General features: G+C 36.7%; 19 protein-coding genes and 4 tRNA genes. 12 read left to right on the top strand and 11 right to left on the bottom strand.

What is annotated here, in order from left to right:
- Positions 1 to 105: 105 nt before the first annotated feature.
- From nadD to ACRD7B_RS20945, 3 genes are read right to left on the bottom strand one after another with little or no spacing between them, the layout of a single operon-like run.
- A complete protein-coding gene (nadD, locus tag ACRD7B_RS20935) occupies positions 106 to 681 on the bottom strand; it encodes a nicotinate (nicotinamide) nucleotide adenylyltransferase (protein ID WP_430826618.1) in 576 nt (191 codons plus the stop codon).
- Positions 678 to 1,250, bottom strand: a complete 573-nt coding sequence (gene gmk / locus ACRD7B_RS20940; RefSeq protein ID WP_430826619.1) for a guanylate kinase — start codon at positions 1,248 to 1,250, stop codon at positions 678 to 680. The genes nadD and gmk overlap by 4 nt, the downstream gene beginning before the upstream one ends.
- A gap of 33 nt (positions 1,251 to 1,283) precedes the next feature.
- A complete protein-coding gene (locus ACRD7B_RS20945) occupies positions 1,284 to 2,159 on the bottom strand; it encodes a YicC/YloC family endoribonuclease (protein ID WP_430826620.1) in 876 nt (291 codons plus the stop codon).
- A gap of 253 nt (positions 2,160 to 2,412) precedes the next feature.
- On the opposite strand from ACRD7B_RS20945, the gene ACRD7B_RS20950 reads away from it, so the two are divergent.
- Positions 2,413 to 3,765: a fasciclin domain-containing protein gene (locus ACRD7B_RS20950; protein WP_430826621.1), complete on the top strand. Its 1,353-nt coding sequence runs from the start codon at positions 2,413 to 2,415 to the stop codon at positions 3,763 to 3,765.
- A 191-nt stretch (positions 3,766 to 3,956) separates the two neighbouring features.
- Positions 3,957 to 4,841, top strand: a complete 885-nt coding sequence (locus ACRD7B_RS20955; protein ID WP_430826622.1) for a MerR family transcriptional regulator — start codon at positions 3,957 to 3,959, stop codon at positions 4,839 to 4,841.
- Here the strand turns inward: ACRD7B_RS20955 and ACRD7B_RS20960 are convergent.
- From ACRD7B_RS20960 to tnaA, 3 genes are all read right to left on the bottom strand, one after another.
- Complete coding sequence (locus tag ACRD7B_RS20960; RefSeq protein ID WP_430826623.1) at positions 4,816 to 5,697, bottom strand: hypothetical protein; 882 nt, start codon at positions 5,695 to 5,697, stop codon at positions 4,816 to 4,818. The genes ACRD7B_RS20955 and ACRD7B_RS20960 overlap by 26 nt on opposite strands.
- An 11-nt stretch (positions 5,698 to 5,708) precedes the next feature.
- Positions 5,709 to 7,040 carry an MATE family efflux transporter gene (locus ACRD7B_RS20965; protein ID WP_430826624.1) on the bottom strand — a complete coding sequence of 444 codons (1,332 nt, stop codon included), beginning with the start codon at positions 7,038 to 7,040 and terminating at the stop codon, positions 5,709 to 5,711.
- Between the two features lie 194 nt (positions 7,041 to 7,234).
- A complete protein-coding gene (gene tnaA / locus ACRD7B_RS20970; RefSeq protein ID WP_430826625.1) occupies positions 7,235 to 8,632 on the bottom strand; it encodes a tryptophanase TnaA in 1,398 nt (465 codons plus the stop codon).
- A gap of 506 nt (positions 8,633 to 9,138) precedes the next feature.
- Here tnaA and ACRD7B_RS20975 point away from each other — a divergent pair.
- From ACRD7B_RS20975 to ACRD7B_RS21005, 7 genes are all read left to right on the top strand, one after another.
- On the top strand, positions 9,139 to 10,485 hold the full coding sequence (locus tag ACRD7B_RS20975; protein ID WP_430826626.1) for a DUF3078 domain-containing protein: 1,347 nt from the start codon (positions 9,139 to 9,141) through the stop codon (positions 10,483 to 10,485).
- Between the two features lie 320 nt (positions 10,486 to 10,805).
- On the top strand, positions 10,806 to 12,053 hold the full coding sequence (locus tag ACRD7B_RS20980; RefSeq protein WP_430826627.1) for an MFS transporter: 1,248 nt from the start codon (positions 10,806 to 10,808) through the stop codon (positions 12,051 to 12,053).
- 23 nt (positions 12,054 to 12,076) lie between these two features.
- Positions 12,077 to 13,300 (top strand): PNGase F N-terminal domain-containing protein, encoded by a 1,224-nt coding sequence (locus ACRD7B_RS20985; RefSeq protein ID WP_430826628.1) that lies wholly within the window; start codon positions 12,077 to 12,079, stop codon positions 13,298 to 13,300.
- A gap of 227 nt (positions 13,301 to 13,527) precedes the next feature.
- Positions 13,528 to 14,460, top strand: a complete 933-nt coding sequence (locus ACRD7B_RS20990; protein WP_430826629.1) for a YitT family protein — start codon at positions 13,528 to 13,530, stop codon at positions 14,458 to 14,460.
- Positions 14,461 to 14,672: 212 nt separating this feature from the next.
- Positions 14,673 to 16,655: a ComEC/Rec2 family competence protein gene (locus tag ACRD7B_RS20995; protein ID WP_430826630.1), complete on the top strand. Its 1,983-nt coding sequence runs from the start codon at positions 14,673 to 14,675 to the stop codon at positions 16,653 to 16,655.
- A gap of 160 nt (positions 16,656 to 16,815) precedes the next feature.
- Positions 16,816 to 18,156, top strand: a complete 1,341-nt coding sequence (gene trkA / locus ACRD7B_RS21000) for a Trk system potassium transporter TrkA (protein WP_430826631.1) — start codon at positions 16,816 to 16,818, stop codon at positions 18,154 to 18,156.
- Positions 18,157 to 18,240: 84 nt separating this feature from the next.
- Entirely contained in the window at positions 18,241 to 19,692 is a 1,452-nt protein-coding gene (locus tag ACRD7B_RS21005; RefSeq protein ID WP_430826632.1) for a TrkH family potassium uptake protein, read from the top strand.
- Between the two features lie 77 nt (positions 19,693 to 19,769).
- Here ACRD7B_RS21005 and ACRD7B_RS21010 read toward each other — a convergent pair whose 3' ends face one another.
- From ACRD7B_RS21010 to ACRD7B_RS21030, 5 genes are all read right to left on the bottom strand, one after another.
- Positions 19,770 to 20,384 carry an L-threonylcarbamoyladenylate synthase gene (locus ACRD7B_RS21010; RefSeq protein WP_430826633.1) on the bottom strand — a complete coding sequence of 205 codons (615 nt, stop codon included), beginning with the start codon at positions 20,382 to 20,384 and terminating at the stop codon, positions 19,770 to 19,772.
- 108 nt (positions 20,385 to 20,492) lie between these two features.
- Positions 20,493 to 20,565 (bottom strand) — tRNA-Gly (locus ACRD7B_RS21015).
- Positions 20,566 to 20,656: 91 nt separating this feature from the next.
- A tRNA-Thr gene (locus ACRD7B_RS21020) sits at positions 20,657 to 20,730 on the bottom strand.
- A gap of 7 nt (positions 20,731 to 20,737) precedes the next feature.
- Positions 20,738 to 20,820, bottom strand: a tRNA-Tyr gene (locus tag ACRD7B_RS21025).
- A 51-nt stretch (positions 20,821 to 20,871) separates the two neighbouring features.
- A tRNA-Thr gene (locus tag ACRD7B_RS21030) sits at positions 20,872 to 20,948 on the bottom strand.
- 309 nt (positions 20,949 to 21,257) lie between these two features.
- Here ACRD7B_RS21030 and ACRD7B_RS21035 point away from each other — a divergent pair.
- Genes ACRD7B_RS21035 through ACRD7B_RS21045 form a run of 3 tightly spaced genes read left to right on the top strand, consistent with a single transcriptional unit; the run spans position 21,258 to position 23,483 of the window.
- Positions 21,258 to 21,806 (top strand): DUF4199 domain-containing protein, encoded by a 549-nt coding sequence (locus ACRD7B_RS21035; RefSeq protein WP_430826634.1) that lies wholly within the window; start codon positions 21,258 to 21,260, stop codon positions 21,804 to 21,806.
- Positions 21,772 to 22,761, top strand: coding sequence for a glycosyltransferase family 2 protein (locus ACRD7B_RS21040; RefSeq protein WP_430826635.1), 990 nt, complete (start codon positions 21,772 to 21,774; stop codon positions 22,759 to 22,761). Before ACRD7B_RS21035 ends, ACRD7B_RS21040 begins: the two co-directional genes overlap by 35 nt.
- Positions 22,761 to 23,483 carry a class I SAM-dependent methyltransferase gene (locus ACRD7B_RS21045; RefSeq protein WP_430826636.1) on the top strand — a complete coding sequence of 241 codons (723 nt, stop codon included), beginning with the start codon at positions 22,761 to 22,763 and terminating at the stop codon, positions 23,481 to 23,483. The genes ACRD7B_RS21040 and ACRD7B_RS21045 overlap by 1 nt, the downstream gene beginning before the upstream one ends.
- Positions 23,484 to 23,655 lie beyond the last annotated feature (172 nt).

Below are 23,655 nucleotides of genomic sequence, written 5' to 3' on the forward strand. Positions count from 1 at the left end.
ATTGATAAAAAAATCAATCTGTGCTTTTGTATCGGCATTAACCATTGTAATTAGCAAAATGATTTATCAATCATTTTGGAATACAATTGGTATAAGATCCAGTTTTTACTGGTACAGTTTGTTTTCTTTTACGTAGGAGATGACTTTCTCAGGCGTGAAATAAGGAATTGTTTTACCCGCTTTGAGCCATTGCCTAACTTGTGTGGATGAAATTTCAATGATGGGAGCCTGCGTTATTTTGCAGCTTAGCGGTAATTCTATGCCATCAGTTGAATAGCCTAAACGAGGATAAACGTAAATACAGTAGTTGGAAAGGATCATATCTGAATCTTTCCATCGATGGATATTCTGAATATTGTCAGCCCCCATTATAATGTTGAAGAAGCAATCTTTGTATTGCTTCTGTAAAGCTTCCAGTGTATTTATTGTATATGATGGGGTAGGTAATGTTGTCTCAATAGTTTCGACTCGCATATTGGCATAGTTTTCGGTAGCCAACTCAACCATTTTAATGCGCTGGTCTGTTTCTATTAAATCAACGCTTTTTTTAAAAGGGTTTTGCGGACTAACAACTAACCAGACTTCATCCATGTTTTCGAATTCGCACATGTAATTGGCCAATGCCAAATGACCTATGTGAATTGGGTTGAATGAGCCAAAGAAGAGACCGATTTGCTTCATTGTTTTAAGAAACTAGTTAATAGTTTTTCTGCACTTTCAACCGCATTATCAAGATTGTCGTTAATAACAATGGCATCAAATTGAGGGGCAAATGTTAGTTCGTATTCAGCCTTTGCTAACCTCTGATTTATCTTATCTTCCGAGTCAGTATTTCGACCTATTAATCGTTTTTTCAATTCTTCGATCGATGGCGCCTGAACAAAAATACTCAATGCTTCATCGCCATATTCTTTCTTAATATTAACCCCTCCAACCACATCAACATCAAATACAATGTTATAACCAGCTGATGTTATTCGATCAACTTCACTTCGAAGCGTGCCATAGTGTGTGCCGCTGTATACCTCTTCCCATTCCAGAAAGGCATCTTCTTTTATTTTCTGTTCGAAGGCTTCCGCAGATAGGAAATAATATTCCTGCCCATGTTTTTCTTCGCCCCTGGGAGCTCTGCTTGTTGCCGATATGGAGAATTCTAGTTTGAAATCTTTTTTCAATAAGGCTTGTACGATGGTACTCTTTCCAGACCCCGAAGGGGCCGAGAAGATAAGTAGTTTACCTTTTTTTGTCATTGCTGTGAGTGATATGTTAGTTCTTCAATGTGCTTAAAGAACGTTTAGAATCTGTTCTTTAATTTTCTCAAGTTCATCTTTCATGCGAATTACAATCTTCTGTAAATCGGCATCATTGGCTTTTGAGCCCAAAGTGTTTATTTCACGCCCAATCTCTTGTGTGATGAAACCTAATTTTTTTCCAACGCTATCGCCTGATTCAATGGTTTCAATAAAATATTCCAAGTGATTCTTTAAGCGTACTTTTTCTTCAGTAACGTCCAGTTTTTCAAGATAGAATATGATTTCCTGTTCAAAGCGATTTTCATCAATTTGACTCTTTTGAGCTACTTCTTCCAGGTTTTCACGGATTCTGGTTTTTATTTTCTCAATGCGCTGAGATTCGTAATTAGGAACTTCGGTAAGTAGCTCGCCAATGCAAGTAATTCTTTCCCTAATATCATTCTCTAAAGCTTGACCTTCACTTTTTCTAAATGAGATAATATCATCGATGGCTTTTTGAATAGTAGCGGCAATCGCTTTCCACTCTTCCTCATTTAATTCAGCTAATTCAACTTTTACAGTATCGGGTAAAGGCATTATAACTTTCAGAAAATCTGTGTTATCCGACATGCCCAAATCTTCGGTGATGGCTTTTAATTGACCATGATAATCCTTAATTGCCTGGTGATTTATCTTTGTGATCTTATCAGAAGTGGCAGCTTCAACATAAAAGCCAAGATCAATTTTCCCTCTGAAAAGCTTCTTGCTCAACAGGTTTCTGACTTCAATGTCTTTTTCACGGTATAAATTTGGTAGGCGCGTATTTAAGTCGAGCTGCTTGCTATTAAGGGACTTTATTTCAATACTAATTTTCTTATTAGGAAGCTCACAAATGGCTTTCCCAAATCCCGTCATTGATTGAATCATGAATTATCGTTTTCGTAATTGAACTCCAAAGGTAAGCTTTTTCCTGAACATGTTGGCGCCGAAGTTTTGGTTTGAAAAGTAATGTTTAGAAAAAAAAGTAAAAAAATACGAGTCAATAATGTATTGAAAATAAATAGGATAGTGTATTTGATGTGTATTTTGTTTAAGAAATATAAAAAAAGAATGAACAAAAATGATTCCCCAAAGTTTCCCTTATAGTTTTACAAATTTATAAACATCAAAACTTAGAGTCATGAAAACGTTAAAGAGAAATTTATTAGTTGTGGTACTATTCGGAGGTTTACTATTTGTCAATACATCATGTAACGACGATGACGATACGACACAGGAAACACCAATGATGGAGAAAACGATTACGCAAGTTGCTGCCAGTGATGATAATTTTAGTATTCTGGTTGCTGCACTTCAAAAAGTAGGATTAGACGATGATTTAGCTGCCGATAATTCTGATTTCACAGTTTTTGCTCCAACCAATGCTGCTTTTGTAGCTTTACTTGAAGAATTAGATGTGAACGGTTTGGACGATATTCCAAATGAAGTTCTAACAGAGGTATTGCTATATCATGTTGTAGCAGGAGGGAAGAAAGCTTCGATGATTGAATCGGGTTATTATAGCTCTTTAAGTTCTGGGCCATCTGAAGGTTATACACTTTCGTTTTATGTTGATATGACTATGGGCAAGATTAACGATAGAGCAAGTATCATACAAACTGATATAGAAGCAGACAATGGTATTATACATGTGATTGATAAAGTTATATTGCCGATGAGTATTACAGACCATGCGGTTGCTAACAAATCATTTTCATCATTAGTAGCAGCTGTTACTAAGGCTGAATTGGCTGCAACGCTCGATAATGATGAAGGTATGTTTACTGTTTTTGCACCTGTTAATGATGCTTTTTCAATGTTTTTGAATGAAGCAAATGTGAGTCTCGACGATTTATCAAAGGAAGCGCTTACGCCTATTTTATTATACCACGTAATGGGTAGTGTAGTGCCTGCATCTATGGTTGAAGCCGGATATTTTCCAACACTTGGATCTGCTTTTGAAAATAATATTAGTGTTAAGGTGGATGTTGACAACGGGGTAATGCTTAATAGTATGAGTAATGTTGTTGCAAGCGATGTTGTAGCTACAAATGGTATTATTCATGCTATTGATAAAGTAATTGTGCCTCCTACGATAGTTGACATTGCTTCACAAAACAGCAATTTTTCAACTTTGGTTAGTGCACTAGTAAAAGCCGAGTTAGTTGATGCACTATTAACAGAAGGGCCGTTTACTGTTTTCGCACCAACCAATCAAGCTTTTGAAGATTTATTTGCGGCACTGGAAATAACAGGACTTGATGATTTAACAAAAGAAGATTTGACCCCTATATTATTAGCTCACGTTGTAAGTGCCAATGCGCTATCCACTGGATTAAGCAATGGTAATGTTCCGACACTAAACACAACTAAATCGATAATGGTGAATGTTGACAATGGCGTTACCATTGATGGCGATGTTAATGTTGTAGCAGCGGATGTGCAAGGAACCAATGGAATAGTACACGTTATTGACAAGGTGATAGTACCATAACGCTTCTTTCTGCAACGTGATTATTCAAAGGAGACTCAATTGGGTCTCCTTTATCTATATAGATTGCTACGGAGTTTTACTTGTAGTTTCGTAGGTTTGGAGAAAAGAATAATATTTAATCTAACTGAACATTCAATATAATTTGCCTGTTACAGAGTCAGGCAAACCATAAAAAGTATATTCGAGCTAGTATGGCAATTTACTCAATAAAAGATTTAGAGAAAATATCGGGAATTAAAGCCCACACCATTCGTATATGGGAACGCAGGTATCAATTAATTGAACCTCAGCGTACCTCCACTAATATTCGTTATTACAGTGATGATGATTTAAAACGAATTTTAAATGTTTCGATTTTAAATCAGAATGGGTTTAAAATTTCGAAAATTGCTGGAATGAGTGAAAGTCAGTTACGCGAAAGAGTGATTGACCTTTGTTTGGATACGCGTAATACCGATGTTCAAATTGAAAGCCTGCTGGTTGCCATGCTCGAATTGGATGAAAGTAAGTTTTCAAATGTCTTAACCAATTCAATAATTAAGCAAGGATTTGAGTCAACGGTAGAGAATATTTTGTTCCCTTTTCTTGATCGCATTGGAATTTTGTGGCAAGCTGGTACCATTAACCCATCGCAGGAACATTTTATTTCAAATCTCATTCGTCAAAAGTTGATTGTGGCTATTGATAATGAGATGCAGAATTTTATTCCAAAGGCGGGTAAGAGTATAGTGTTCTTCTTGCCAGAGAATGAGTTGCATGAAATTGGTTTGCTTTTCTATAGTTTAATTGCTCGTAAAGAAGGCTATAATGTTGTCTATCTGGGAGCAGCTGTACCCATTGAGGATTTAAAAGTGATAGTTGAAACGCGTGATGTTAATGCTTTGTTTACTGCTTTTGTTGCAGCACGCGAAAAAGATGAACTGGATACCATATTACAGGATTTAACCAATGCTGTACCTGAGTATCCAATTTTTGTTATGGGACTTCAAATTAAGGAGTTGAAACCTGTTTTGCCAAAGCAGTATAAACTTGTTGCTAGTGCTCAAACCTTTAAGGAGCAGATTGCAGCTTTGTAGTTTGCTTGATGCTTACCTTATGAATTGATGGTGGGGCATGACTTGTTTCTTCATTACTTATGAACACTTCATTGTTAATGATACAAACACCTTCAACTTGAAAATGATTAAGTTTTTCTAATTGATATTCTTCTGTTTTCGGTCTTTTCGTGGAGAAGTTTTTAATACATACGAGATAGGGGAAGAACGAATCGTTTTTGTATTGGTAACTGGTAAGAAAGACGATGTCGTTTTTTACATCATAATCCGCAGCTGTAATCACTCCACTTGAAGCGAATGTTGCTTTTTTATTGGCCGTTCCAGTACTTTTATCGATGATGTAATAATTGGTATTACCACTTGCCCAATTTTTTGAGAATAAACCTATTTCTCCATTAATAGAGATGAGCGCTTCACAATCAAAATCATGTTGATAAGCAAGTAAATCACTTCCTTGATCTTCATATTGAAAAGTAATTATTTCTGCGCTAATAGTACAGTTTGTAAGTTGTTTTGGGATATGTTTTTTTGAAATTTGATAGATGCGAAAAGTGTTCTTGTTTCCTCTATTATTACCTGTATCTCCAATGTATATGTAGTCATCATCTTGGGCAATATCTTCCCAGTCAATATTTTTAGCGTTTTGAATGTGTATGGTCTGAATAACTTCACCACTTTGTAAACTAATGCGATAGAGATTTGCCTTGTCTCCACTATCGTTGATGGTCCATACATCGTTTTGGTAATAAATTAAACCAGATGTTTCCCTTACTTTTTGAGATAGTTTTATTTGATGGCTAATGCTTTTTACTTCTTTAGAGTGTATACTAAAAAGTGAAGATGTAATAAGACTAATAGCCAGGATGATATTAAGCATAGTGAAAGAAGTTATGTGACAATACTTTTAGTTTTCCATCGTCCTGTAAAATAGTAGATTAATGATCCAACAAGACCCATGGTCCAACCAATTGGGATGGCCCACCAGATACCAGTTACACCAAATAGATCAGATAGTACAATGGCAAATGGTATACGAATAACCCACAGTGAAAAAAGGGTTATAAACATTGGGATGAGTGTGTCGCCAGCTCCTCGTAATACGCCATGCATAACAAACATAGTAGAGAAGATCATGTAAAACGAACTCACAATTACAAGGTATTTAGTGCCGTGAGCTATTACATTTTCATCCTGGATAAACAAAGCCATGATGTGATCTCCAAAAAGAATTACACCGATTGTAACTGTTAAGGAAATGCCCCAGGCCATTACTAAAGTGGCCCTCAGTCCCTTTTTTATGCGATCGATTCTTTTTGCACCCAAATTTTGTCCAACAAAGGCTGATAAAGCACTGGCTAGATTAAGCGCTGGCATTGCTGCCAATGCATCAATACGGCTTGCTACCGAGAACGCCGCAAGAACATCGGTATCAAAATTGTTAACAATACGAACAAGCGCCATTATTCCGAGCGCCACAAAAGCTTGTTGAAACCCCGTAGGTAATCCAATTTTTACACTTTGATAAAAGAGTTCCTTGTCAAATTTGTATTTTCTGAAATTGAATGATATAAGTTGGTGTTTGTGTGTCAAATAGATGGCGCCAGAGATAAAAGCGCCAGCTTGTGCTATTACGGTTGCATAAGCTACACCTTCGATACCCCAATTAAATACGACGATAAAAATAATGTCGAGTAGAATATTGATTACTGTTGCGATTAGCATGAACCATAAGGGAGTCATAGAATCCCCAAGGCCTCGCAAAACGGAGGATGTAGCACTAAAGCCAAAGAAGGCAAGCATGCCCATCATAAATACATTGAAATATTTCGTCGCGAGAGGAATCACTGCTTCTTCAACATGTAAAAGGCGGAATATTTCCTCACTATATGTTATACCGGTGATTGTGATAAAAATGGAGGCAACAAACAGAAAAATAAAAATGGTGTCGATGGCACGCTTGACCTTATGTAAATTTTTTGCGCCATAATACTGACTTATTACGATGGTGGCTCCGCTGCCGATACCAATAATAAAAGCGATCAAGGCATAGAATATTGGAGCTGAAGCTCCCAAAGCGGCTAAGGCTTCTTTTCCCAGAAATCGCCCTACAATAAGGCTGTCAACTACATGATATAATTGCTGTAAGAGATTACCCATTACCATTGGTAGAGCAAACTTGAAGATTACTTTAGCTTCATTTCCTACAGTAAGGTCCTTCATGTAATTTTATTATTTAGTCCCGAAAATTATCGGGAGAGCCAACAAGTAGTACAACCAATAACAAAGCCTTTAGTTGTACCGATAATTCTTGAAAGGCTACAAAGCAAATCAAAATATAATAGCCTTCAAAGGAAAGCATAAAAAAAGGTTGTGCAGATGTGCACAACCTTTAATTGTATAATGGCTTATGTTTTTTATACCGTTGCTTCTGTTTTAACAGCTGGTGCTAATTCAACCGTAAAGTGACGCATAATTGGTGCTTCATCAAGAATTTTATAACCTTGTTTGATTGATTCGCGACGATCAAAGACATTCTTTAAGGCCACTGCAATTACATCCATATGGTTGTTTGTGTAGACTCTACGCGGAATAGCTAATCGCACTAATTCCAATGCAGGATATCGATTTTCGCGCGTAACAGGATCTCTGTCGGCCAATAATGTACCAATTTCAACGCCACGTATACCAGCTTCTTTGTATAATTCTACAGCTAGTGTTTGAGCCACGTATTCTTCTTTAGGAAGATGTGGTAGGAATTTTTTAGCATCAATAAAAATAGCATGTCCACCAAATGGCTCCTGGATGGTAATGCCATATTCTTTTATCTTTTGACCTAAATAAGCGACTTGCTTGATGCGAGTTTCAAGGTAGTCAAACTCTGTTCCTTCGTCTAATCCTTGTGCCAAGGCATTCATATCGCGCCCGGACATACCACCATAGGTGATAAAGCCTTCGTAGATAATATTGAACTGACAAGCTTTCTTAAAAAGATCTTCTTCTTTAAGCGCAATAAAGCCACCCATGTTAACAATGGCGTCTTTTTTACTACTCATAGTCATGCCATCAGCATAGGTGTACATTTCTTTAACAATGTCCTTAATGCTTTTGTCTGCGTAACCTTCTTCGCGCATTTTAATAAAATAGGCGTTTTCAGCAAAACGAGCAGAGTCAAAAATAACACGAATACCATACTTTTTTGCCATGGCATATACGTCGCGCATGTTTTGTAACGATACTGGCTGACCTCCTGATGAATTGCAAGTTACGGTTACAATAATCATTGGGATGTTCTCTTTCGGATTTGAAACAAGAACGTGCTCTAATTTATTTAAATCAAGGTTGCCTTTAAAAGGGTGATCAAGGGTTGTATCAAAGGCTTCATCAATGGTGCAATCTATAGCACTTGCCTTGCGGAACTCAATGTGACCTTTTGTTGTATCGAAATGTGAGTTGCCCGGAACCACATCGCCTTCTTTTACCAATGCAGAAAATAGCACATTTTCCGCTGCTCTACCCTGGTGAGTTGGTAAAAAGTAATCGAAACCAAGAATGTTTTTAATGGCATTTTTTAGGTTGTAATACGATGAAGCACCAGCATAACTTTCATCTCCAAGCATCATGGCAGCCCACTGGCGATCGCTCATAGCACCTGTGCCACTATCTGTTAACAAATCAATAAATACTTGATCGCTACGTAGGTTGAAAAGATTGTATTTAGCTTCTTTAATCCAACGTTCCCTTTCTTCGCGTGTGCTTTTGCGAATCGGTTCAACCATTTTAATTTTATATGACTCTGAGAATGGTAATTCCATAATAGTAAAATTTAAGAACGCACAAATGGCGCATAGGCACAAAAGTGTATTCGATTTTTGTTGCCTGATGCAACAGTAATAAGGTTAATAAGAAATTAAGTATGAGAAATGCGAACCAGTCTTCTGGTTCTATTAATAGGCGAACTCGTCCCTGTTTTTAATGTTGAGATAAACACGGGTCGATAAAGCGGATTGTATAATTTTACTTGCCATGTTACGAGTATTTAATTGCTACAAAATTACAAAAACATTTTATTTAGAAAAGCTAAAATATTATAAATAAGAACTTACAACAGAAATCGCCTTGAGAAGCTTATAATTCCATTTAAATTTTACGAAGTTCAAATCAATTTGATGTTTTTATTCAATATTTTTTATCGATTCTACTTTTACTGTTACTTTTGTTTTTGCAAAAGTTAGTTAATAATCAATTGGTGTTTGTTTTGGCTTTCAAAAAACGGTTACGTCTTTTCAGTATTATTTGTTGTTGTATAGTAACATCAGGGATGTTATCAAATGCAAGTGCTCAGAATACGCAGGCCTTGAACATAGATGCCGAAAGTATTGAAGCGTTTCTTAAGACAAATGAGTTTGGTCAACGATTTTATAAGTACAATAAAACAGATATTGAGTTTCGTAACAATTACATTACCCTTATAATTCAAAGCAGGCTGTATGGTTTGGATATGTTTGAAGCTTATCGTTTTCTCATAGATGACCGTAAGCATTATACAATACATGATCTGGATTTGTTTTTTAAGGAGCCAAACTACCCTGATATCAATTATAAACCAATTGATTTCTCGAAGAAAAGCTTGGCTGATTATCAAAATTTAATGCAGAGTCGACAGATACTAAAAGAAACGAAGACGTTTTTTAAGGATCAGGCTCCAATTGATAAAGTTATGAGTCGAGCTGTATATACTCATCCTGAATTTGTAGATCATGTGTGGGAAGATATTGCTGATGTAGCAAATATTGGCCGACATTATATGCAAAGGCGTGCAGTTGATAAGGCCATTCGAAGCATGTTGCGTGATACTTTCAATACCAAACCAAATTTGGAACGTATTATTATTGAAAAAAGTCCATGGACACTTGAGGGAACGGAGAATATTCAGTTATCGCAAGGTTATATTGATAATTGGGCGAAGGGTGGAGAGAGCAGTGTGAGCTTAAGTAGTGATTTGCGTTTAAAAGCAAATTATGCCAAGGATAAACATAGTTGGGAAAATTATATTATTCACAAGATCGGTGTGTTGTCGGTTCAGGATGAGTCTACGAGTATTAATGACGATTTAATTGAAATAAATACCAAGTACGGTTTGAAATCTTCTGAGAAATGGTACTATAGTTTTTTATATAATTTTAAAACACAATTTTTCTATGGTTATGAAGGGGCTGATCGGGAAACGCCAATATCCGGTTTTTTAGCACCTGCCTACATGTCGTTTGCAATAGGTATGGATTATAAGCCTAATACAAAATTCACGCTTTTACTTTCACCCTTAACATCGCGCCTTACAATAGTTGCTGATTCTGAGACAATCGATCCAACAAAGTATGGTGTTGAGGTTGGTGAAAATATCGCCTCGCAGAATGGTCTGTCGATCGTTAATAATTTTGTATATCAAATATCCAAAGAAATTAATTTGACTTCAAAATTGGATGTCTTTTCTGAGTATAAAATAAATGATCCGTTCGTTCAAGCTGATTGGGAGGTGATACTGGATATGCGAATTAATCGCTTTTTGTCTACCCGTATTGTTGGGCACCTTCGCTATTTTACCAATGAGTCTGACCGTTTGCAGTTTAAAGAGACATTTAATATTGCATTTAAATATAACTTCTAACTATCTATGTATGTGGAAATAAAGATATGTTAACATTTGTTTTAACTTATTTTAACGCAAATCATTATGTCTTTTTTCAAAAACGCCATACTTTTGTAGTGTTAAGATTAAGTAAAGAACTTAATTTGTAACAACAAAAAGAAAGTTAAGCACGCAGTGCTTCAAGATATTGAGTAAGTTTTCTCATAGTTTAGGGTTAGGTTTGGTTAAAAGTTGAAAGTCGTCTTAAAGAATGCTTTAAGGCGACTTTCTCATTTTAGCTATTTATTGTTTTATGCTTTGTATTTGTTTATTTTGAACTGCATTGTTAAAACATAAGGATGACTTTCCAAAAAGATATTCAATATTACAAGTTCTGCGCCTATGGCTTTTTTAAGAACTTACGTTTCTTCGATCCGTTTTTACTTTTGTTTTTTTACGAAAAAGGTTTGTCTTTTACCGAGATAGGTTCTCTGTATGCTGTACGCGAAATTTGTATAAATATATTGGAAGTGCCTTCGGGGCTTATTGCTGATTTGTTTGGGCGTAAGCGAGCAATGATTTTGTCATTTGCATCTTATATTATTAGTTTTCTGCTTTTTTTTATTTTTAATTCTTTTTGGGGGTTTGTATTGGCATTTGTTCTCTACGGTATTGGTGACGCTTTTCGAACAGGCACGCACAAGGCAATGATTTTAGCTTATCTCAAGCATAATGCATGGGCAGTGGATAAAACAATTTATTATGGACGAACCAGGTCTTGGTCACAACGTGGTTCTGCTATGGCTTCCTTAATAAGTGCAGGCATTGTTTTCTACATGGGGAGTTACGAATATATTTTTCTGTGTTCTATCTTTCCTTATTTGATCGATTTGCTTTTAATGGTTTCTTACCCGGATTTCTTGAATGGAGAATTAAGTGCTCAAAGTGGGGGAGTGGCGCATCTATTAAAACAACATTTCAAAGCTTTAAAGAAAGCGTTTTCTCAATGGGCATCCTTTCGAATTCTGATTACAACAAGTAGTTATACAGGTTTTTATAAAGCCATAAAAGACTACATGCAGCCATTGTTGTTGAGTTTAGCTCTTGTCTTACCCTTTGCTGATAACTTAGATGAAAAAAGTAAAGGTGCTTTGCTTATTGGAGTGATTTATTTTATAATTTTTCTTTTAACTTCTTATATCAGTAGAATAGCTCATTTGATAGAAAATAAGTTTACCAATTCATACAAGGCTTTGAGTTTTGTGCAAATCATTGGCTGGCTGGGAGGACTGGTTGGTGGAGTTTTTTATATGATAGGATGGCATGTTATGGCGGTTGTTGCATTCACATTTATATTGCTTGTTCAAAATGTTCGTAGGCCAATAGCGATTAGCTATGTGAGTTCAAGTTTTGACGATCAAATAATGGCAACGGTGATGTCTGCCGAATCGCAAAGTGAGACCATTTTTACTGCTTTTTTTGCCTTAGGGCTAGGATTGCTTATCGATTTTTTTGGTATAGGAATGGGTTTAAGCATACTCTCAGCCGTGCTAATCGTGTTTTTTACAATTGTAAGTTTCTTGAGAAATAATTTTAAAATAACTTAGGATACAATTTAAATAGATTAAAAATGAAAGGTGCACTAGTTTTTATAAGTTTTCTAGTTTTATTGGTTTCGTGTGGTCCGAAGCAACTACCTTCTATGGGCAATAAGACAATATCAATATTTGATAATGAACACCTGTTCTTTGGTTCTGGTGAATTTGATACGGCCGTTGATTTGAATACTGATGATGTAGTTAGGATTATGAGTGGTCGTATTCTTTTAAAAAAAGTACAGTTGCCAAATTATCAGCGAGATGTTTCAACGAACCTTAGAATTACCCTTGCATCTGCAGGTGATAGATGGGATAAATCAGGTTCGTGTTTTGTATTGTCTAATTCCGACTTGAAAAATTTCATAAGCTTTCATAATAAAACGGATTCCTTAGCTGATGCTGCGCCAGGATTGGAAAACCTAAAAGGCATTGTGTCCGAGGAAGGGTATAGTCCTGTGGTTGAGTTGATGCGCTTTATGACGCCTTTTGGGATAGGTTTTTACAATGAACAAATGGATAATCGCAAACCGGTTTATATTCCCCATTGGGAAAAGGAAGTGCATTGGGATGAGGATGTGAGTGACTGTTTGAGCTTATTGGAAGGTGAAGTTTGGATAGGAATCTGGGTGGATACCTGGACAAAAGAAGGTTATTCTGTTTCGGCTGAATTGGTTTTTGAGGAGAGTCCTTGTCAGTATTTAGCAAAAACTGAAACGCAGGTTCTACCTCTTCTAAATACCATCCCATATGTGAATGGACAGGTGCATGCTGATATTTTCTCAAGAAAAGATTTAGTGTTCGAAGCTCAAATACCTGAGGGAGTGAAAAACTTACGATTAAAATATATTACAACAGGACACGGTGGTCATTCTGGAGGAGATGAGTTTGTGCCTTGTCAGAATATCATCAAGATTGATGGTAAAGAAGTATTAAATATGTTGCCATGGCGAGATGATTGTGCCTCGTTTAGAAGATTTAACCCAGGCTCTGGCGTTTGGTTGATAACTGATACTGCAGCTTATATTGATTGGAATAAAGGCAAATACGCCGAAAAAGTGATTGAAGAACGATTGGCTTCGTCTGATTTGTCCAGATCCAATTGGTGCCCGGGATCAATGGTCGATCCTTACGAAGTGGCGCTTGATTTGCCTGCAGGTATTCATCAATTTACAATAAGTATTCCTGACGCACAGCCAATCGATGAAAATGAAATGAATCATTGGTTGGTTTCGGCTTATTTGGTTTGGGATAAATAGGACATATTATATACGATTTTAGGTTCGCCATTGACTAGCCGTTTGCGTTGTTTTATTTCAATGTCTATAGCTAAAAGTCATGTGTTAAATGTGATAAATGTATGGTTTTATTAAAGCAAATAAAATTGTTTTAATAAACTGCATTTAGTCATGTTTCACCTTAATAAAACAGACGATATTTGCGCGATTTTTTACGTAAATATTAATCTAATTTATTAAGCAAAGTCATGGCTTTTGTAACAAAAGAGAAATTTTTATCCAAGGATTGGTTTGAAGCTTACATTTACATTCTTGTGGGTAGTGCATTGTTTGCGATTGGTGATGTTTTATTTGTTAATCCATATATGCTTGCTCCAGGTGGGGTATATGGTATTGCTAACTTTTTGTATCATACAACGGGTTTAAATATTAGTACATCGGTACTGTTTATGGAGATTCCATTACTTATTGTAGGAACCCTTGTTTTGGGTCCTCGCTTTGGAATTAAGACTTTGGTCAGCACATTTGCCATTATGGGATTTGTGTACATTTTGGAGATGCCATCCGTTTGGGGGCACGATGCATTCATTCCAAATGAACCTATTTTAAATACAATTATTTCAGGTATTATTTATGGTGTTGCCATTGGTTTAATATTTAAATCGAGAGCTACATCAGGAGGGTCTGATATTATTTCGATGATCCTGAATAAATATACCCGTATGTCACTTGGTAAATTAGTGATGATTGTGGATGGAACAATTACTTTGTTGACTATTTTCATGCCTAACGAAGGCAAAGAATTTAGTTTTAGAACCATTGACTGGACATTGCCAATATATTCGTGGGTAGTTATTTTTATTGAAGGGAAAATCATTGATATGGTGATTGATGGTATGAAGATTAATAAAACTCTTTTTATTATTTCGGATAAATCAGACGAGATTCAAGAGCAACTTTTGCATGGCTTAAAGCGTGGAGGTACTATGTTCACAGGAACTGGTATGTATGCAGGTGCTGAGCGTAAAATGATTTATACGACAGTTACCCGTCGTGAATCTCAAATTCTCTTGAGTCATATCTCGAAGATTGACCCGAAAGCATTTGTGAATATAATGGATAGTAGTCAGGTTCTTGGTGAAGGATTTAAATCGATTGAAAGTGACGGCATGTCGCATTAGAATAAAATTTTGATCACAATATTTAAATGCCGATAGAATTTCTATTGGCATTTTTGTTGACTATAACTAAAGTTTATGATAATTTTATTTAGTAATCCCGATCGAATGTTGATAGCTGCCAATGGCTAATTATGAGCTAATTGATACTTCACCAGTTCATCGGCATTATGCCCGCGTCTTTTGATTTTTGGTAGGTATAAGCTTTAGTGCATATGTTACATGTTTTTCTTAAGAAAGCACCTTTTTTAAGGATTGTTATCCCTTTTATAATTGGGATCTATTCGTTTGGTGGAGATGTAGATTCCCATTTTGCAATTGCACTTTTGTTATTCGTTATTATTTTTTACGTGCTGTTTGTTATATGGTATAAAAAACATCCTTTATACCATTGGCGCTGGCTGCATGGTTTTATTGTCTTCGTTATTTTATTATTGTCCGGATTCGTTTATCATCAGCAACGACCAGCAGAATTTATTGAAAGTAACTCATCTGTTTCAGCAAAAGTTTTAATTATTCGCGAGCTTGGCGAGACTGAAAAAAGCACACGTTACCTTGTTAAATTACATGCCATCAATAATGATTCTCTGCATAATTTTCATGGTAGCAAGGGTTTGGTTTACTTGTCGAAGTCGAAGTTTTCAGAACGTGTGCTGAGTGGTCAAACACTATTGATTAAGGGTAGTTTTATAAGTTTCCAGAGGCCATTAATACCCTATGGGTTTGACTATTTATCGTACTTGAAAAATCAGCGGTGGCATTTTGGTGTTTATGTTAGCCAACTTAAACAGGTGCAAAGCAAAAAAGGGCATTATAATTTGTTCGTGCTAAGTGCAAAACTGCGCACATACTTAAATGAAAAGTACAAGCTATATGGTATTGGTGTTGAAGAATTGTCGGTGTTGAACGCTCTCTTTTTAGGTGATAAAAGTGATTTGCAATATGAATTAAAACAAAAGTATTCAAGTGCAGGAGCGCTTCATTTACTTGCTGTTTCGGGTCTCCATGTTGGAATTATCTATTTGATATTAAGCAGTTTTTTAAAGTTATTCTTAGGTAAGTATAGAAGATTATTAGCAATAAGTTTAATCATTTGCTTGTGGGTATATGCTTTTGTAACTGGTTTGTCTCCATCTGTTTTACGTGCTAGTATAATGTTTTCAATATTAGAAATGGGGCGTTTGTGGGGACGACAAGTAGGTGTTTATAATCTGTTGGGAGCAAGTATGTTTCTGATTCTGCTGATTGATCCACTCACAATTTATAATGTTGGTTTTTGGTTAAGTCATTGTGCAGTTGCTTCAATAGTAGCTTTTTACTCCAGTATCAATAAATGGATCTATTTTAGCTTTCCACCGTTCAGATGGGCTTGGTCTATTATTGCACTATCTCTGTCAGCACAAATAGGAGCGGGGGCGATCAGTATTATGGTATTTCATCAATTCCCAATCTACTTTTTGTTATCCAATCCTTTATTGATACCTGCAGTTACCCTAGCTTTGGTGTTGGCTGTTGTTGGTGCATTGTTTTGTTGGTCAGGTTTAATTATGTCGTTATTAACTGAAGGGATGAGCGATGTGCTGTTTTATATGAATAATGTTGTAACATGGATTGACGGCTTGCCTTTTGCTTTGCAGACCAGGCTGAACTTTGAGCCTATTCAATTGGGGCTGTTTTTTCTAATCTTTATAATGATATATTTTTATTTAGAAAGTAGTCGAATTAAACTCGTGTTTGCTACATTGTTTATCACTATTCTGTTTGTTCTAAGTTTTCATTGCAACAGAGCTTTACTTCCGCAACGAGGAATTTTAATGAGTAAATCAAGGTCTGTATTGCTTGTGAACTATTTCAATGATTCTGTGAATGAGGTGTATGCAAGCAAAGCTATTGCGAATGATGAAATCAAATTTCTATTTGATGCCTATTGGACAAAATATGGAGTCAAACATGAACACCAAACGTATTTAGCTTGTAATGATTCAGATTCTTTGTTAACTGTAAAGTTTGTAGGAGATAAGTCCTATTTTATTGTAAGGAAAAAGTTGGTCTGGCCGTCAAAAGGATTAACTAAACCAGTTGAATGTGCAGCAATCATGTATGCGAATCAATTTGAAAATGATTCCGTGTATGAAAACATCGCTTTAAGAATCATTGATAGTAAAGAGTCAGATAAAATTTTTTACCATGCGGAATAAGTAAAAGTGTTGTTTAAAGCGCCTTGTAGCATGTTGTTCGATAGCGATGTGTTAATAAATTATGATTTTCATCAATAATATTTGGAGATATGGTGTGTTTATCTATTAATTTGCGATGTTTTTGCCAGTACAAAAACGGGGATAAAAGAATTCAGGCAACATGAGAATTTTTATTGCAGGAGCAGGAGAAGTAGGAACGCATTTGGCTAAGATGTTTTGTAATGCCAATCACGATGTGATTCTTATGGATGAAGAGGAGGAGAAACTAAAACAGGTTGACTCTCATTTCGATTTGATGACAATAGTTGGTACCATATCTTCTATTGAGGATTTGAAGGAGGCAAATGTTAAGTCGTGTGATTTATTTATTGCCGTACCACCCTATCAGGATATGAGTATATTGTCCTGCATTCTGGCTAAGCAGTTGGGGGCGAAAACAACCATTGCTCGTGTAAATAATCATGAATATCTGGATGAAGAAAATAAGTTGTTCTTTAAGCGTTTAGGTATTGATGAGTTGATATACCCTGAAAAGTTAGGAGCCAAAGAGGTTAAAGCTTCTTTAAAGCAAGTAGGTACTCGGCAATTGTTTGAATTCACAGGTAGTAAGTTGGTTATGGTGGCGCTTAAGGTGCGTGATAATGCACCAATAGTTGATCGTACATTAGCCGATATTTCGAGTGGCAACGAAACTCAAGCTTATAATATTGTTGCCATTAATCGCGATGGTGAAACAATTATTCCACGCGGAAAGGAATCGCTACAGCATAATGATTTAATATATGTGATTACTACCAAATCGGCAGTAAAGCAGGTGATGCTAGATGCTGGTAAAAAGCAATTCGAAATTAAGAATGTGATGATTCTTGGAGGTAGTAGAATTGGGAAAAAGGTGGCGCAAGGACTAGAAAGTAAGTATAATATTAAGTTGATTGAAATAGACAAAGAGAAAGCCATACGTTTGGCCGATCAACTATCAAATACATTGGTGATAAATGGCGATGGCCGTAATCTTGAACTACTAAAGGATGAAGGCATTAAGAAGATGGATGCCTTTGTGGCTGTGACCGGAAATTCGGAAGTGAATATTCTGGCTTGTCAGTTGGCCAAGAAAATGGGTGTTAGAAAAACGGTTGCTGAGGTTGAAAATATTGATTACATCGATTTAGCCGAGAATATAGGTATTGGTACTTTAATCAATAAAAAACTGCTTGCTGCAAGTCATATTTTTAGATATACGCTTCGTGCCAATGTGTCGCATGTGAAGTGTTTAATAGCGACCGATGCTGAGGTACTTGAGTTGGTAGCCCAACCAAGTTCTAAGATAACCCGAGGACCTTTATCTGAGTTGAGTTTACCAAAAGATGTTAATGTTGGTGGTATTATTAGAGGAGAATCTGCCATAATTGCAACAGGTGCTACTCAGATAGAACCAAATGATAAGGTGGTCTTGTTTGCTATGCCTTCTGGTATTGCGAAGGTTGAGAAGATGTTTAGTTAGAACAATTTCTTAGAATTGTTTTATTGAGGTCTGTATTCTAAAAAAAAATAACATATTTGTGCTTAAATAGCTGCTCATATATTTATGCTTAATACACGATTTATTCTACTGGTTTTAGGCCTTCTTCTTATTGTTGAAGGTGTTTTTATGCTTTTATCTGCTGGTGTTGCTGCATTGTATAATGAGTTTGATTTACCTTATCATTTAATTTCTTCGGCTATTTGTATAGTTGTGGGTGGAGGACTCGGTTTCTCCTTACTCAAATCGCCTAAAGATATTGGTAAACGCGAAGGTTATTTAATTGTAACATTAGTGTGGCTTGTGTTTTCTTTATTTGGATTATTGCCATTTTGGTTGAGTGGAGCAATCCCATCGTTTACAGATGCCTTCTTCGAAACAATTTCTGGTTTTACGACAACGGGTAGTAGTATATTAAATGATATTGAAGCCTTACCTCATGGTTTGCTATTCTGGCGAAGCCTGATACAATGGTTAGGAGGGATGGGAATCATAGTGCTTTCTTTGGCCATATTGCCAGTTTTAGGAGTTGGAGGCATGCAGATGTTTGTGGCCGAAGTGCCAGGGCCGGTGCCCGATAAGTTACATCCTCGTATTAAGGAAACAGCTAAGCGCTTATATGGTATTTATGTGCTTTTTACCTTTGTGGAAGCCGTTCTTCTGTATTTTGGAGGGATGACACCCTTTGATGCTATTTGCCATTCGTTCACTACTATGGCTACTGGTGGCTACTCTACTAAGCAAGCAAGTATTGCTTATTTTGCATCACCATTCATTCAATATGTGATGATCTTTTTTATGTTTTTGGCAGGAGCTAATTTTACCCTTTCATTTGCAGCTTTAAAAGGTCGTTTCTCAAAAGTAATTAAGGATGAAGAGTTTCAGTCGTACTTTTGGTTGGTTATAATTGTGAGCCTAGTTGTTGGTGGTGTGCTTTATTATACCGGCGGATCTTTAGGGCTTGAGCAATCATGGCGCGATGGTTTATTTCAGGTGGTTTCAATTATTACAACTACAGGTTACGCTACGGCTGACTACCTGCTGTGGGCACCTTTCTTGGGTGTGATAATCTTCTTGTTGATGTTTTTTGGTGGTTCGGCAGGGTCAACAGGTGGCGGTATTAAAATAGTTCGAATTGTATTGTTGATGAAGAACAGTTATTACGAATTAAAGCGTTTGGTGCACCCTAATGCAGTAATTCCTGTTCGTTATAATACGAGGGCGGTAAGTCAGGGTATCATCACAAATGTATTAGCCTTCATTGTTATTTATATGATGATTGTTGGCATCAGTATGATCATCATGAGTATAATGGGTTTTGATTTAGATACGGCCTTGGGAGCTGTTGCAACATCCATTGGAAATATAGGTCCGGGTTTGGGAGATGTGGGGCCGGCTTCAAATTTTTACCAGATACCCAATTTTGGTAAGTGGTTCTTGTCAATACTAATGCTGATTGGGCGTTTAGAGATATTTACCGTGATTTTGATTTTTTCACCTTATTTCTGGAAAGAGTAGATTTAATGTTTCAATGTGCCGATTTGGAGATGTATTAATTTTCAAATTAACTCATTGGCAAATTTTCAAATTGAACATTACAGGTCTACTTCTCCTTTTCCTTGTCTGATAATTTCAACTTCATCATGAGTGCAATCAATTATAGTAGAAGGTTCATTCGCACCATAACCACCATCAATTACAGCATCTACCTGATCAGCAAATTTTTCGTAGATGAGTTCAGGATCCGTAGTGTATTCAAGTACATCATCCTCATCCCTAACTGATGTTGATAATATAGGATTACCCAATTCCTTAACCAGTTCACGAATAATATTGTTATCAGGTATTCTGATCCCAACCGTTTTTTTGTTGTTCTTAAATAGCTTTGGAACATTGTTGTTGGCATTCAGAATAAACGTGAAAGGGCCTGGTAGGTGCCGTTTCATCAATTTAAATACAGTATTGTTGATTGGCTTGGTGTAATCCGAAATATGGCTTAAATCGTAACAAATAAAGGAGAGGTTAGCTTTCTTTAGATTGATGTTTTTGATGCGTGCTACTTTTTCAACCGCTTTGGCATTGTTAATATCGCAACCAATTCCGTAAATCGTATCGGTGGGATAAATAACCAAACCTCCATTGCGCAGAATGTCAGCCAGGCGTTTTAACTCTTTCTCATTCGGATTGTCTTCGTAGATTTTAACCAACATACATTAAGTCCTTTGTTCAGCTTAAAGAAAGTCATTATTGCTGGTGCATGCAAATGCGAAAGAGGACAAAACAAAAAAGCCACCCGATATAAATCGAATGGCTTATTGAGCGAAAGACGGGGCTCAAACCCGCGACCCTCAGCGTGGAAGGCTGATGCTCTATCAACTGAGCTACTTTCGCGTTTTTTGCGATTGCTCTATCTCCCGATACCTATCGGGATGAGCTACTTTCGCAATAACAGTTTTTCTTTTGCCGCTCTTAAAAAAAAAAGAGCCTGTGGAGGGACTCGAACCCCCGACCTGCTGATTACAAATCAGCTGCTCTAGCCAGCTGAGCTACACAGGCAAAAGTGTGGGGAGAGCAGGATTCGAACCTGCGAAGACATAAGTCAACGGAGTTACAGTCCGTCCCAGTTGGCCGCTTTGGTATCTCCCCAACTGTGTTTCAATATTTTTTAAATCTCCAACAACTCTTTAGTTGTCTTAATGGAGCCTGTGGAGGGACTCGAACCCCCGACCTGCTGATTACAAATCAGCTGCTCTAGCCAGCTGAGCTACACAGGCGGGTGGGTAAGCTACCCACATCGCACTGCTACAACCGTCTACCCTTGCTGCCGCCAGGCCCTGGGGGAGTTCAACGGGAGCTAGTCGTATGGGACTTACCCGTCTTTGTGATTGCGGATGCAAAAGTAAAACAAAAACGCTTCCATGCAAATAAACTTTGCTACTTTTTTTGCATCAAATACGTAAATAGGTGAAAATGAAAAACAAAAATTTTCACAAAAAACATTTTGATGTTTATTTTTAGCTCAAAGTGGTGCATTCGGAGGATATTTGTATTTTAGATGTCTAATTATTTTAAAAACCCAAATTATGGAAAAAACAGTATCAAGTTCTAAAGCGGGTATGACTTATGGTCTATACCTTGGTGTAATTTCAATTGTTTTCACTTTGGTCATTTATCTAGCGGGTATGGTTGGCGAAAGTTTTGTTACATGGATATCTTTGGCTATTTCAATTGGATTTGTTAGCTGGGCAATGATTAATTTCAGAGATAAGCAGAATGACGGATTCCTTCCCTATAAGCAAGGAGTTGGTCTTGGATTTATGACATGTTTTATTGGAGGTGTTATTTCAGCCATCTTTACTTACATTCTATTTCAATTTATTGATCCGGGATTAGTGGAGCAATTAGTTCAAAAGGGACTAGAAGAGGCTATTCAAAAGAATCCAGAAGTAGAAGGTAATATTGAGATGGTAGAATCCATGACAAGGAAGTTTATGAATCCTCCGGTGATGGCTATTATGGGAGTTTTCTCTTCAGCTATATTTGGTATAATAATTTCACTTATCTTAGCGGCCATCTTCAAAAAGGATAAGCCTATGTTTGAAGAAGAAACACAAGAAGCGGCAGAAGCATAATATGGATTTATCGATACTAGTACCATTATATAACGAAGAAGAATCGTTAAAAGAATTATTAAGTTGGATCCGGCGGGTAGTTGACCCGCTGGACTTAGCTTATGAAGTAGTGTTTGTTGACGACGGCAGTTCAGATACCTCGTGGAAGGTGGTGGAGGCCTTAAAGGAAGCAAACGATATGGTTCGTGGTATTCGATTTAGACGTAATTATGGTAAGTCAGCTGCCTTGTACTGTGGCTTTGAAGCAGCCAAAGGCGATGTTGTTATTACCATGGATGCCGATTTACAGGATAGTCCTGATGAGGTGCCTGAATTAGTGAAGATGATCCGCGAGCAAGATTTTCATATTGTTAGCGGCTGGAAGAAGAAACGTTATGATCCACTTGGTAAAACATTGCCAAGTAAAATATTTAATCGAACCGTTCGTTGGGTGTCAGGCATTAAGTTGCACGACTTTAATTGTGGTTTAAAGGCCTACAAAAACGAAGTGGTTAAAAATATTGAGGTATATGGTGAAATGCATCGCTATATACCTTTAATTGCCAAGCAGGCTGGTTTCGACCGTATCGGAGAAAAGGTGGTTCAGCATCAGGAACGAAAGTATGGCGTAACTAAATTTGGAATTGAACGCACCATAAAGGGATTCCTTGATTTGTTGTCGGTTACTTTTATCTCAAAATTTGGTAAGCGACCAATGCATTTATTTGGAGCTTTGGGTACATTAATGTTTATGCTTGGTTTAGGTTCCTCTTTGTATTTGGGAATGAAGAAACTGCTATATGTTTTCTATTATAAATTGTCAGCGCCTCTTATTGCTGATAGCCCTTATTTTTACATTGCGCTTGCTTGCATGGTAATTGGTACGCAATTGTTTTTAGCTGGATTTTTAGGTGAATTGGTATCGCGTAATGGTTCCGAGCGAAATAATTATCACATTTCCGAAACGATAGACTAATGGAGTTTTATAGTCGCATTGCATATGCTTATGACGAGTTGTTTCCATTGAATGAGAAACAGCTTGATTTTGTTGAATCGGCGGTTGGTGGACATTTTATTCTAAAACATGTTCTGGACATGGGATGTGGTACCGGTTCGCTGTCAATTGCAATGGCCAGAAGAAGTGCAAAAGTTAGGGCTTTTGATTTCGATGCTGAAATGATTGATGTTGCTAATGAAAAGTGTCCGCGAGCCTTGGATGTTCAGTTTAAGGAGGCAGATATGCAGGGTATTACTGACGAGTTTAAGGTTAAAAAATTTGATGCTATACTTTGTTTTGGTAATACTTTGGTTCATTTAGGCGAAGAAGCTGATGTCTTATCAATTTTCTGGAAAGTTGCGAAACTACTTAAGCCTGGCGGAAAGTTTCTATTTCAGATTGTTAATTACGATCGTATTCTTAACGATAAGGTGGATCATTTGCCAACGATTGAAACCGCTAATTATAAGTTTGTACGTAACTATGTTCATCGTGCAGATGGGAAAATTGATTTTAATACCGTTTTAACATCTGGCCAGGAAAAGATAGCAGAAAGCAGTGTTGTTTTATTGCCGCTTCTTAAATCATGGATGGATGCACCTCTGAAAGATTTATTTAAGGAAGTAAATTATTATGGTGATTTCAATCGATCAGAATACAAAGACGATTCCTTTCATCTGGTGGTTGAAGCCACTATTTAATTATTTGTTTTAACATCTGAACCACCCGTTTGTCAATTGGGAAGCTTAGTTCTGATTTTTCAATTTCTTTAATAGAGAGGCAATTTCAGAAGTAACAAGATTTTAAATAAAATTTAGAGGTTAATCATTTATGGTTAGCCTCTTTGTTTTTCATAATTATTAATGAGTGTAT

Source organism: Carboxylicivirga fragile (genome assembly GCF_050589805.1).
GTDB lineage: Bacteria > Bacteroidota > Bacteroidia > Bacteroidales > Marinilabiliaceae > Carboxylicivirga > Carboxylicivirga fragile.

Excerpts from the sequence above, each read along its gene's own strand:
- ACRD7B_RS20945 (WP_430826620.1), bottom strand. The coding sequence starts at position 2,159 with ATGATTCAATCAATGACGGGATTTGGGAAAGCCATTTGTGAGCTTCCT.
- ACRD7B_RS21005 (WP_430826632.1), top strand. The coding sequence starts at position 18,241 with ATGCTTAATACACGATTTATTCTACTGGTTTTAGGCCTTCTTCTTATT.
- ACRD7B_RS21035 (WP_430826634.1), top strand. The coding sequence starts at position 21,258 with ATGGAAAAAACAGTATCAAGTTCTAAAGCGGGTATGACTTATGGTCTA.
- ACRD7B_RS20955 (WP_430826622.1), top strand. The coding sequence starts at position 3,957 with ATGGCAATTTACTCAATAAAAGATTTAGAGAAAATATCGGGAATTAAA.
- ACRD7B_RS20960 (WP_430826623.1), bottom strand. The coding sequence starts at position 5,697 with ATGCTTAATATCATCCTGGCTATTAGTCTTATTACATCTTCACTTTTT.
- ACRD7B_RS20980 (WP_430826627.1), top strand. The coding sequence starts at position 10,806 with ATGACTTTCCAAAAAGATATTCAATATTACAAGTTCTGCGCCTATGGC.
- ACRD7B_RS20985 (WP_430826628.1), top strand. The coding sequence starts at position 12,077 with ATGAAAGGTGCACTAGTTTTTATAAGTTTTCTAGTTTTATTGGTTTCG.
- ACRD7B_RS20965 (WP_430826624.1), bottom strand. The coding sequence starts at position 7,040 with ATGAAGGACCTTACTGTAGGAAATGAAGCTAAAGTAATCTTCAAGTTT.
- nadD (WP_430826618.1), bottom strand. The coding sequence starts at position 681 with ATGAAGCAAATCGGTCTCTTCTTTGGCTCATTCAACCCAATTCACATA.
- ACRD7B_RS21045 (WP_430826636.1), top strand. The coding sequence starts at position 22,761 with ATGGAGTTTTATAGTCGCATTGCATATGCTTATGACGAGTTGTTTCCA.
- ACRD7B_RS20995 (WP_430826630.1), top strand. The coding sequence starts at position 14,673 with ATGTTACATGTTTTTCTTAAGAAAGCACCTTTTTTAAGGATTGTTATC.
- ACRD7B_RS20950 (WP_430826621.1), top strand. The coding sequence starts at position 2,413 with ATGAAAACGTTAAAGAGAAATTTATTAGTTGTGGTACTATTCGGAGGT.
- ACRD7B_RS20975 (WP_430826626.1), top strand. The coding sequence starts at position 9,139 with ATGTTATCAAATGCAAGTGCTCAGAATACGCAGGCCTTGAACATAGAT.
- ACRD7B_RS20990 (WP_430826629.1), top strand. The coding sequence starts at position 13,528 with ATGGCTTTTGTAACAAAAGAGAAATTTTTATCCAAGGATTGGTTTGAA.
- trkA (WP_430826631.1), top strand. The coding sequence starts at position 16,816 with ATGAGAATTTTTATTGCAGGAGCAGGAGAAGTAGGAACGCATTTGGCT.
- ACRD7B_RS21010 (WP_430826633.1), bottom strand. The coding sequence starts at position 20,384 with ATGTTGGTTAAAATCTACGAAGACAATCCGAATGAGAAAGAGTTAAAA.
- tnaA (WP_430826625.1), bottom strand. The coding sequence starts at position 8,632 with ATGGAATTACCATTCTCAGAGTCATATAAAATTAAAATGGTTGAACCG.
- gmk (WP_430826619.1), bottom strand. The coding sequence starts at position 1,250 with ATGACAAAAAAAGGTAAACTACTTATCTTCTCGGCCCCTTCGGGGTCT.